The organism is Achromobacter sp. ACM03, from assembly GCF_014851665.1.
Taxonomy (GTDB): Bacteria; Pseudomonadota; Gammaproteobacteria; order Burkholderiales; family Burkholderiaceae_B; genus Achromobacter; species Achromobacter aegrifaciens.
In genome coordinates this window covers 182,909-192,945 of record NZ_JACVAD010000002.1, presented here as the reverse complement: position 1 = coordinate 192,945, position 10,037 = coordinate 182,909, and the positions used below count along the sequence as shown (strand labels likewise).

The window sequence follows — 10,037 nt, the reverse complement described above, 5'->3', positions numbered from 1 at the left end:
CAGATAAAAAAACACGGCTGCCAGCCTTCAAGGAGAAGGATAGCAGCCGTTGGGCGGATGCGTGGGCGCCAGGAGAGGCCCATTTGCCGCAGAGCAAGCGGGACGCGCCTGCCAGCGCGCCCCGTCAGCTTTATTTTCTGATTTGTTCGCGGAACCAGGCGCGGTGATGCTTCCACGCCCAACCCGCCGTCACATACCCGCGCAGCATCGCGGTCAGCGAACCCTTGACCCAAATGGCAGCGTAGATGTGCACGATGATGGCGCAGATCAGCACCAGCGCGCTGACGGCATGCACCACCGAGGCGGCGCGGATGATCCAGATCGGGAAGTAGAACGCGAAGTACTCGCGCCAGATCACGATGCCGCTGACGAACAGGCCCAGCATGCAGAGGATCAACACGTAGAACAGCAGCTTCTGGCCGGCGTTGTACTTGCCGACTTCCGGGAGCTTTTCCTCGCGGTTCTCGACCACGTCGTTCAGTTGCCGCATCCACTGGCGATCGGCCTTCGTCATGAGGTTGTGCCGCCACATGTGGCCGGCGAACACGACGAAGCAGACGAACATCACGATCCCGATGAAGGGATGCAGGATGCGCGTCCAGGGACCGCCCCCGAACAGGTTGGTCAGCCAGTACATGGACGGGTGGAACAACGCCAGCCCGGACAGTGCCAACAGGATGAACGTGAAGGCGATGATCCAGTGGTTGGTGCGCTCACCTGGCGTGTAGCGCTTGATCCGGCGGTGATGGCGGTCTTCACTCATGGCGCACCTCCTCTTCGGCACGGCGTTCGTCTTCCTCGGACACCTCGTTGCGGCCAACGCGGGCGTAGTGGAAGAAGCCCGCCAGCGCGGTCAGGGCCATGGCGGCCACGCCCAGCGGTTTGGCCAGGCCCTTCCACAGCGAAACCATGGGGCTGATCTGCGGGTCCTTGGGCAGCCCGTGGTACAGCCCGGGCTGGTCGGCGTGATGCAGCACGTACATGACGTGGGTGCCGCCCACGCCCTGCGGGTCATACAGGCCGGCCTTGTCGAAGCCGCGCGACTTGAGGTCGACGATCCGTTCCTCGGCGTGCTGCGTCATGTCTTCCTTGGTGCCGAAGACGATGGCGCCGGTGGGACAGGCCTTGACGCAGGCCGGCTCCTGACCGACGGCCACGCGGTCGGAACACAGGGTGCACTTGTACGCCTTGTGGTCCTTCTTGGAGATGCGCGGCACGTTGAACGGACAGCCAGTGATGCAGTAGCCGCAACCGATGCAGTTCTCTTCGTGGAAATCCACGATGCCGTTGTTGTACTGGATGATGGCGCCCGGCGAGGGACAGGCCTTCAGGCAGCCCGGATCCTCGCAGTGCATGCAGCCGTCCTTGCGGATCAGCCATTCCAGGTCGCCTTGCGGATTCTCGTATTCGGAGAAGCGCATGACGGTCCAGGAATGCTCGGTCAGGTCGGCAGGGTTGTCGTAGACGCCCACGTTGGTGCCGATCTCGTCGCGCAGATCGTTCCATTCCATACAGGCGCTTTGGCAAGCCTTGCAGCCGATGCACTTGGAGACGTCGATCAGCTTGGCCACCGAGCCCGTGACGGGCTCGCGGATGCCCGGCGGCGGCGTGGTGGTGGCGGAGCGCCGCTTGATGTCTAGGGATTGCATGGACATGTCGGTCTCCTTAGGCCTTCTCGACCTGCACCAGGAACGACTTGAATTCCGGCGTCTGGGAATTCCCGTCGCCCACGAACGGCGTCAGGGTGTTGGTGAGGAAGCCAGGCTTGGCCAGGCCCACGAAGCCCCAATGGATGGGGATGCCCACGTGGTGCACGGTCTTGCCCTCGATGGTCAGCGCGCGCAAGCGCTTGGTGACCAGCGCCACCGCCTTGATGTAGCCGCGGTTGGACGACACCTTCACGCGCGACCCGTTGGCAATGCCCAATTCCTTGGCCAGCGCCTCGCCGATCTCCACGAACTGCTCCGGCTGGAGGATCGAGTTGATGCGGACGTGCTTGGTCCAGTAGTGGAAGTGCTCGGTCAGGCGGTAGGTCGTGGCCACGTAGGGGAACTTGTCCACGGTGCCCATCGCGGCCAGGTCGTCCTTGAAGACCCGCGCGGCCGGATTGCTGGTGACGCCCTTGGCCTTCGGATACAGCGGGTTGTAGCCCAGCGGCGTCTCGAAGGGTTCGTAGTGCTCGGGGAACGGCCCTTCGGCCATGCCCGCCCGCGCGAAGAAGCGCGCCACGCCCTCGGGGTTCATGATGAACGGCCCCATGCCGCCGTCGGGATTTTCATCGCCCTTGAAGTCGGGGATGTCCGCGCCGGTCCAGAACTTGCCGTTCCAGGAGATCAGGCTGCGGCGCGGATCGAAGGGCTTGCCCGCCACGTCACAGGAGGCGCGGTTGTACAGGATGCGGCGATTGGCCGGCCACGCCCAGGCCCAGTTCAGGGTCTGGCCGATGCCGGTCGGGTCGCTGTTGTCGCGCCGCGCCATCAGGTTGCCGCCAGGGCCCCAGGCGCCCGCGAAGATCCAACAGCCGCTGATGGTGGAGCCATCGTCGCGCAGTTCCGCGAAGCCGGCCAATTGCTCGCCGGCCTTGCGGGTGACCTTGGACGGATCCTTGGGGTCGGTCAGTTCCACCAGTGCCTTGCCGGTGTATTCCTTGGCCAGCTCTTCAGCGGTGGGATTCTGCGGATTGGAGTACGGCCACGACAGGTTGACGATGGGATCGGGATACTTGCCGCCCTCGTCCTGGTACATCTTGCGCAGGCGCGTGAACAGCAGCGCCATGATCTCGATGTCGCTCTTGGCTTCGCCCGGAGGCTCCGCGCCCTTCCAGTGCCATTGCAGCCAGCGGCCGGAGTTCACCAGCGTGCCGTCTTCCTCGGCGAAACAGGTGGTCGGCAGACGGAAGACCTCGGTCTGGATCTTGGACGGATCCACATCGTTGGCCTCGCCCGCGTTGCGCCAGAACTCGGAGGTCTCGGTGACCAGCGGATCCATGATGACCAGGAATTTCAGCTTGGCGAAACCGGCGTTCAGCTTGGCCTTGTTGGGCGCGGCCGCCAGGGGGTTGAAGCCCTGGGCGATGTAGCCATTCATCTTGCCCTGGTTCATGAGCTCGTAGACCTGCAGCATGTCGTAGAGCTTGTCCAGCTTGGGCAGGTAGTCGAACGCCCAATTGTTTTCGGCCGTGGCGGACTTGCCCCACCAGGCCTTCATCAGGCTCACGTGGAACTTGCTGTAGTTCTGCCAGTAGCTAAGCTGATTGGGCCGCAGGGGTTTCTGCGTGCGCGACTCGATGTACTTGCCGTAGTCCTGCTCGGGCTCGTTGGGCAGGGTCATGTAGCCGGGCAGCAGGTTCGACATCAGGCCCAGATCGGTCAGGCCCTGGATGTTCGAGTGCCCGCGCAGCGCGTTCATGCCGCCGCCGGCGATGCCGATGTTGCCCAGCAGCAGCTGCACCATCGCGCCCGTGCGGATGATCTGCGAACCGATGGAGTGCTGCGTCCACCCCAGCGCGTAGAGGATGGTCGCGGCGCGGTTGGTGGTGGCAGTGGAAGCCAGCATCTCGCACACCTTCAGGAACTTGTCCTTGGGCGTGCCGCAGACGCGCTCGACCATGTCTTCGGTGTAGCGCGAGTAGTGCTTCTTCAGCAACTGGTAGACGGTGCGCGGATGCGCCAGCGTCGGGTCCGTCTTGACGTAGCCGTCGTCGCCGCGCTCGTAGTCCCAGCTGGCCTTGTTGTAGGTGCGCTTTTCGGCGTCGTAGCCGGAATACAGGCCTGCGTCGAACGCGAAGTCCTCGCGCACGATGAAGGAAAAGTCCGTGTAGTTGCGCACGTACTCGTGCTGGATCTTGTCGTTGTCCAGCAGATACTTGATGACGCCGCCCAAGAAGATGATGTCGGTGCCGGTGCGTATGGGCGCGTAGAAGTCCGCCACGGATGCCGAGCGCGTAAAGCGCGGATCCACGACGATCAGCTTTGCCTTGTTATGGGCCTTTGCTTCCGTGACCCATTTGAACCCGCAAGGGTGGGCCTCGGCGGCATTGCCGCCCATGATCAGTACTACGTCCGCGTTCTTGATGTCGACCCAATGGTTCGTCATCGCTCCACGGCCAAACGTCGGGGCAAGACCTGCCACCGTCGGGCCATGTCAGACACGGGCTTGGTTATCGAACGCCAGTATCCCCATGCTGCGCACAGTCTTGTGCGTGATGTAGCCGACCTCGTTGCTGCTTGCCGAGGCCGCCAGCATGCCGGTGGTCAGCCACCGGTTGACGGTCTTGCCGTCCGCGGTCTTCTCGACGAAGTTCGCGTCGCGGTCCGCCTTCATGAGCTTGGTGATGCGGGTCAGGGCGTCGTCCCACGACATCCGCACCCACTTGTCCGAACCTGGAGCCCGGTATTCCGGGTACTTCAGGCGGTTGGGGCTGTGGATGAAGTCGATCAGGGCAGCGCCCTTCGGACAGAGCGTGCCGCGGTTGACGGGGTGGTCGGGGTCGCCTTCGATGTGCATGATGCTGGCACGGGCGTTCTTGGAGCCGTCGCCCAAGCCGTACATCAGCAGTCCACAGGCGACCGAACAGTAGGGACAGGTGTTGCGCGTTTCAGTCATGCGCGCAAGCTTGTACTGGCGGACTTCGGCCATGGCCGTGCCGGGGGCTGCCCCCAGCAAAGCCAGGCTGGAGCCTGCCAGCGTCGCACCGGTCACCTTGAAGAACTGGCGGCGATTCATGTTGACCATGAAACACTCCTCTCCTGGTGAAATGGAGGAAGCCGTTGGCTGGCCGAAGCAAAAAGCCCTACGGTTTCCAAGGATATTTTTCCAAGTATAGGCTTTGCGGGACGGACGCGCCATGGCATCCGGCCCCAAAGAGACCTTCCTTATGTCTGAAATTTGGCGGCGAAATAGGGTTTTTTCGCAGATTTTGGATGATCCTGCGGCTGCTACCATTCCCGGCTGCCTGGACTGGCCCCCACGCTCCCCATTCGGGGACGCCGCGCCTCCAGCCTTCCATCCTGTTTTCCGCATGACCGTAGGAGCGCCGATGCGCCGCCTTGTTGCCCTGGCCCTGTCCATCACCGCCGCGCTCGCGCCCGCCACGCTGACCCGCGCGGCCCCGGCCGCGCTGACTCCCGCGGCGGCGGCCACCGAGGCCGCCCACCAGACGGGCATGGAAGGCTATCTGTACTTCTATCCGCTGGTCACGATGGACCTGACCCGCCGCCAGTTCACCCATCCGTCCCGCGGCAACGACGGCGCGCCGGCCAACACCTTTCTGCACGCGCGTGCGCTGCCGCAGCCGGGCGCCGCCACGCCCTGGGCCAACCCCGACATGCTGCGCAGCGTCGGCTGGCTGGACCTGACGTCCGGGCCGGTGGTGCTGTCGGTGCCGGATACCCAAGGCCGGCTCTATACGCTGACGCTGCTGGACATGTGGACCGACGTGTTCGCCACGCTGGGTAAGCGCAGCACCGGCACGGCCAAGGGCAATACCGTGATCGTTCCACCGGGCTGGAACGGCGTGCTGCCCTCGGGCATGGCGCGCATCGATGCGCCCACCGCCTATGTTTGGGCCAAGAATCTGATCCAGGCCGATGGGCCTGCCGATTACCCCGCGGTCCACGCCTTGCAGGACGGCTTCCTGGTGACGCCGCTGGCGCAATGGAACCTGCCCGCGCAGGCGCAGCGGTTGAAGGCCGATCCTTCCCTGAATCTGCGCATCCCCGTGCGCGAGCAGGTCGAATCCATGCCGACCGACGCCTACTTCGAATATGCGGCGGAGCTGCTGCGCAAGAACCCGCCGCATGCCACCGACCAGCCGGTGCTGGCCAGGCTGCGCGGCGCCGGGCTGGTCGCCGGCCGGCCATTCGACTTCGCCCAGCTCGACCATCCTGCCAAACAGGGCTTGCGCCGCGGCCTGCGGGCGGCGCGCGAGCGCATGACGGCGGCAGCCGGCGCCACGGTGCGCAGCGTCAACGGCTGGCACCAGGAAACCGCCAGCATCGGCGTCTACGGCAATTCCTATCTGCGGCGCGCCCTGGCGGCGCAGGCGCAGCCGGGCGCGGGCCTGCCCGAAGACCTGAGCGTGCTGCTGCTGGCGGCCGACAGCCAGGGCGCACCGCTGGATGGCGCGCATGGCTACACGCTGCATTTCGAAAGCGGCCAATTGCCGCCCGCCGCGGCGCTGTGGTCGCTGGCGGCCTATGACGCGCAAGGCATGCCGTCGGCCAATCCGCTGAACCGCTACGCGCTGGGCGACCGCGACCCGCTGCGCTACAACGCCGACGGTTCGCTGGACCTGCGCATCAGCCATGCGCCGCCCGCGCCCGAGGAACAGTCCAACTGGCTGCCGCTGCCTGCCGCCGGCGCGGTCAGCGTGCTGCTGCGCGTGTATGCGCCGGAATCTGCCCTACTGGACGGATTGTGGACGCCCCCCGCCCTGCTGCGCGACGCCCCGCCCGAAGAAGCGACGCAAGAAACCCCGGAAGCCGCTGAAAAGACGCAGCCATGACAGGCGCCTGCCGCTACCATAGGCGTTTTATCCAAGATTGAACGCCCGCCATGGACGAAGCCTTTAGCCACCAATTGTCGATGACCATCCTGATGACGCCGGACATGGCGAATTTCTCAGGGAATGTGCACGGCGGAACCATCCTCAAGTACCTGGACCAGGTGGCCTACGCCTGTGCCAGCCGGTACGCCGGCCAATATGTGGTGACCCTGTCCGTGGACCAGGTCGTGTTCCGCGAACCGATCCACGTGGGCGAACTGGTGACCTTTCTGGCGGCGGTGAACTACACCGGCCGCACGTCCATGGAAATCGGCATCAAGGTCGTCACCGAGGACATCCGCAAGAAGCTCGTGCGCCACACCAACAGCTGCTATTTCACGATGGTTGCGGTGGATGATCAGGGCGCGCCGACCGCGGTGCCGCCGCTGGAACCGCGCAACCTGGAAGAGAAGCAACGCATGGAAGCCGCCCGGCTGCGCCGCGAACTGCGCCAGGAAATGGAACGCCGGCACGGCGAGATCAAGCGCGAAACCACGCACGACGCGCAACCCTGAAACGGAATTCCCTGCCCGCCCAAAACAAAACGAGCCCAGCGGGCTCGTTTTTTCATGCGCGGCCTTTGAGGCCAGGCCGCTTTCAGGCGCGTTCAACCGAGGCCGGAGGCGACGGCGGCGCGGCGGCGGGTTCGCGGTCGCGGCCCACCATGCGTTTCAAGCCCAGCCACTGCTGCGACCAGAAGCCGCGGCCGTAATCACGCCCGCCCAGTTCCGCCTGCTGGTCATGAATGCCCGTGGGGCCGTAGCCCACGCCGAAGCGGGCGGTGCGGAACAGTACGTCCCAGATGGGAAACAGCGCCGCAAAGTTGTAGCCGCCCACCGGACCCGGCGTGGAGGCGTCGTAGGCGATGGAATGGTGGTGGCGGTGAAAGCGCGGGCTGACCAGCAGGCGCTCGCCGATGGCGCCGAAATGCATGCGCAGATTGGCGTGCGAGAAACTCTGCGCCAGCTGAGTGATGGCCACCACCATGACGAACTGCGCCGGCGGCACGCCCACCAGTTGCGACACGAACACCACCAGCACGTCGCGCAGCATATCGTCCAGCAGGTGGTTGCGGTCGTCGCTCCAGATGGTCATCTGGCGCTGGCTGTGATGCACGGCGTGCAAAGCCCAGAGCCAGCCGAAACGGTGCTGGGCACGGTGGTAGATGTAGTCCACCGCGTCGAACAGCAACAGGTAGATGATCAGGCTGACCCAGGCCTTGTCCGTCACGCCGGGCCAGTACTGGTCCAGCTGGAAAGGCGCGAAACCCCAGACGTGCAGCTGACCAAACACGCTGTCCCACAACGGGTCGATGGTGAAGAACAGCAGCAGGCGGAAAGCGCCCAGCCGGTGGATCAGCGTGTACAGCACGTCGATGCCGATCTGGCGACGGTCGGTAACCGCCTCCACGGGGCGCAGGCGCTGCAGGGGACCGAACACCAAAACCAGCACGACAATCTGCAGCAGGCCGACCAGCAGCCACATGGTGGCGTCGTAGCCGTCCTCGATGAAGTTGCTCATGCCCAGGTGGAACAGCGCGGGCTGAATCGCCGTTTCGAAGAGCCATTGCTGGCACTCTCCGAACAATTGACTAAGCGTATCCATGATCAGTGATGATTAGCGATCCAATCGCGATAGGACGGGTGCGTGTCCAAGGTAGCAAAACAATAGCCCTTGCGCTGCAAACCTTCAATCAGCGGCTCCAGCACGGCTGGCGCCCACGGATCCTGGCGCGACCAGATGCCCAGGTGGGCCAGCAGGATATCGCCGGGCTTGATGGTGCGCAGCGCCTGGTCCAGCAGGCGGGCGTTGGGGTATTTGTCACTGGGCAGTTCATCGCCCAGGAAGCCGGCGGGCGCCCAGCCCACGTGCTCGAAGCCGCAGGCCTTGGCCGCCTTCAGCAGCGCAGGCGAGGTCTTGCCGCCCGGCGCGCGGTAGATCGGCAGCATGTTCTTGCCCGTCATCTGATGGAAACGGGTGACGGACCGCTTGATCTCGGCGCAATACTGCTCGGGCGTCCATTCGGCGCGCTTGCCCGCGTCCGGGCCGGCGCTGGGCTTGACGCGGAACTTGCCGCCAGGAAGATCCGCCTGCCAATAGACGTGGTCATAGGTGTGCGAGCCGAAGACATGGCCTTCGGCCGCGCGCGCCTTCCACCAGGGCGCCCACACGTCATCCAGGCTGGAGCCGTCGGTCAGCGTGCGCTCATTGGCCAGGAAAAAAGTGACCTTGACGTTGTGCCGGGCCAATACGTCCGCGATCAGCGGGGCCACGCCCATGTGGCCGGTATCGAACGTCAGGTAGACAGGCTTGTCGCAGGTCGCTGGCGCTGCCATTCCCATGCTGGGAAAGGCCAGCGCAAGCATCACCGCGGCGTGGACGCGCTTATCTCGTAGGAGCATGGTTCAGCGTCCAGACGCCGTGAGGCGACTTGCCCACCGGCACCTGATTGACCACCTTCTTCTGCTCCAGGTCCACCACGGTGAGCTTGCGGGCCCAGCGCGAGGTGACCAGCAGGGTCTTGCCATCGGCCAGCACGTCCATGCAGTCGGGACCGCCGGGCACCGGGAAGGTGTCGGTGACGGCCAGCGTCTGCAGGTCGATGCGGCTGATGGAGTTGGCGGTGCGGTTGCTGACGAACAGGTGGCGGTGGTCGCCCTGCGCGCGGAAGGCGTGGGCGCCCGCGGCGGTCTTGATGCGCGTCACCAGCTTGGCCGGGCCGTTGCTGACGTCGTAGGCCTCGACGTAGGAGTCGCCGGTCAGCGCCACCAGCAGGGTTTTCTGGTCGGGCGTCAGGAATACGTCCGCAGGCGTCTTGCCCACCGACACCGTCCATTTCGGCGTCTGCGTGGCCAGGTCGATGGCGATGAGCTGATCGCTGTCCTGCAGCGTCACGTAGGCCGTGGTGCTGGCCTTGTCGATCATGATGTGACTGGGCGTCTTGCCAGCCTGGATGCGCTTGACCAGTTTGAGGTCGAAGCCTTTTTCCAGCGGATGCCAGGAATAGATGTCGATGTGGTCCAGGCGGTTGGCCGCGGTCACGAACCACTTCATGTCCGGCGAGAACTGCAGCTGGTAGGGATCGACGATGCCGGTCAGCGTGCGCTGCACTTCACCGGTCTTGGGATCCATCAGCGTGATCGAATCGCTGGTGGCGTTGGCCACCATGAGCGACTTTTCGTCGGGAGTCAGGTACAGGTGATGCGGCTCCTTGCCCGTGGGCACGCGCCGCAATTCCTTGTAGGTGGCCGGATCGACGATGCTGACGTTGGCGTCCAGGGAGTTCAGGACGAAAATCGGGGCCGAGGCCGCCGCGGCGCTAAGCGCCATCCCTACGCCGAAGAGGGCGTAGCGGACAAAATGCATGGGGTTCAATTTCTAGGTCCGGCAAAGGGGTATCGGGCAGGGTCCCGGTGCTCGCCATTTTAGGCACAGCGGGCTGACAAAAGGGCGTCGCGCTACCCGATGCGGACAAACGGACACGCCTGTTGCG

Annotated in this window: 8 protein-coding genes; 2 read left to right on the top strand and 6 right to left on the bottom strand. The window is 64.7% G+C overall.

Features of this window, described 5'->3' with window-relative positions:
• Nucleotides 1-130: 130 nt before the first annotated feature.
• The 3 genes from IB257_RS09140 to fdnG are packed head-to-tail and all read right to left on the bottom strand — an operon-like array spanning nt 131 to nt 4,734.
• Entirely contained in the window at nt 131-763 is a 633-nt protein-coding gene (locus IB257_RS09140) for a formate dehydrogenase subunit gamma (protein ID WP_054455291.1), read from the bottom strand.
• Entirely contained in the window at nt 756-1,655 is a 900-nt protein-coding gene (fdxH, locus tag IB257_RS09135) for a formate dehydrogenase subunit beta (protein WP_054455293.1), read from the bottom strand. Before fdxH ends, IB257_RS09140 begins: the two co-directional genes overlap by 8 nt.
• Before the next feature lie 10 nt (nt 1,656-1,665).
• Nucleotides 1,666-4,734 carry a formate dehydrogenase-N subunit alpha gene (gene fdnG / locus IB257_RS09130; RefSeq protein ID WP_147400263.1) on the bottom strand — a complete coding sequence of 1,023 codons (3,069 nt, stop codon included), beginning with the start codon at nt 4,732-4,734 and terminating at the stop codon, nt 1,666-1,668.
• A gap of 304 nt (nt 4,735-5,038) precedes the next feature.
• Here fdnG and IB257_RS09125 point away from each other — a divergent pair, with 304 nt between their 5' ends.
• Complete coding sequence (locus tag IB257_RS09125; protein WP_192492202.1) at nt 5,039-6,505, top strand: DUF1254 domain-containing protein; 1,467 nt, start codon at nt 5,039-5,041, stop codon at nt 6,503-6,505.
• A 50-nt stretch (nt 6,506-6,555) separates the two neighbouring features.
• Nucleotides 6,556-7,059 (top strand): acyl-CoA thioesterase, encoded by a 504-nt coding sequence (locus IB257_RS09120; RefSeq protein ID WP_119451221.1) that lies wholly within the window; start codon nt 6,556-6,558, stop codon nt 7,057-7,059.
• A gap of 82 nt (nt 7,060-7,141) precedes the next feature.
• Here the strand turns inward: IB257_RS09120 and IB257_RS09115 are convergent, their stop codons facing one another.
• From IB257_RS09115 to IB257_RS09105, 3 genes are read right to left on the bottom strand one after another with little or no spacing between them, the layout of a single operon-like run.
• The gene (locus IB257_RS09115; RefSeq protein ID WP_054455301.1) at nt 7,142-8,149 is read right to left on the bottom strand and encodes a sterol desaturase family protein; all 1,008 of its coding nucleotides are present in this window, start codon (nt 8,147-8,149) and stop codon (nt 7,142-7,144) included.
• Nucleotides 8,150-8,151: 2 nt separating this feature from the next.
• Complete coding sequence (locus tag IB257_RS09110; protein ID WP_166738279.1) at nt 8,152-8,946, bottom strand: polysaccharide deacetylase family protein; 795 nt, start codon at nt 8,944-8,946, stop codon at nt 8,152-8,154.
• The gene (locus tag IB257_RS09105) at nt 8,930-9,910 is read right to left on the bottom strand and encodes a beta-propeller fold lactonase family protein (protein ID WP_054455303.1); all 981 of its coding nucleotides are present in this window, start codon (nt 9,908-9,910) and stop codon (nt 8,930-8,932) included. Before IB257_RS09105 ends, IB257_RS09110 begins: the two co-directional genes overlap by 17 nt.
• Nucleotides 9,911-10,037: the final 127 nt, after the last annotated feature.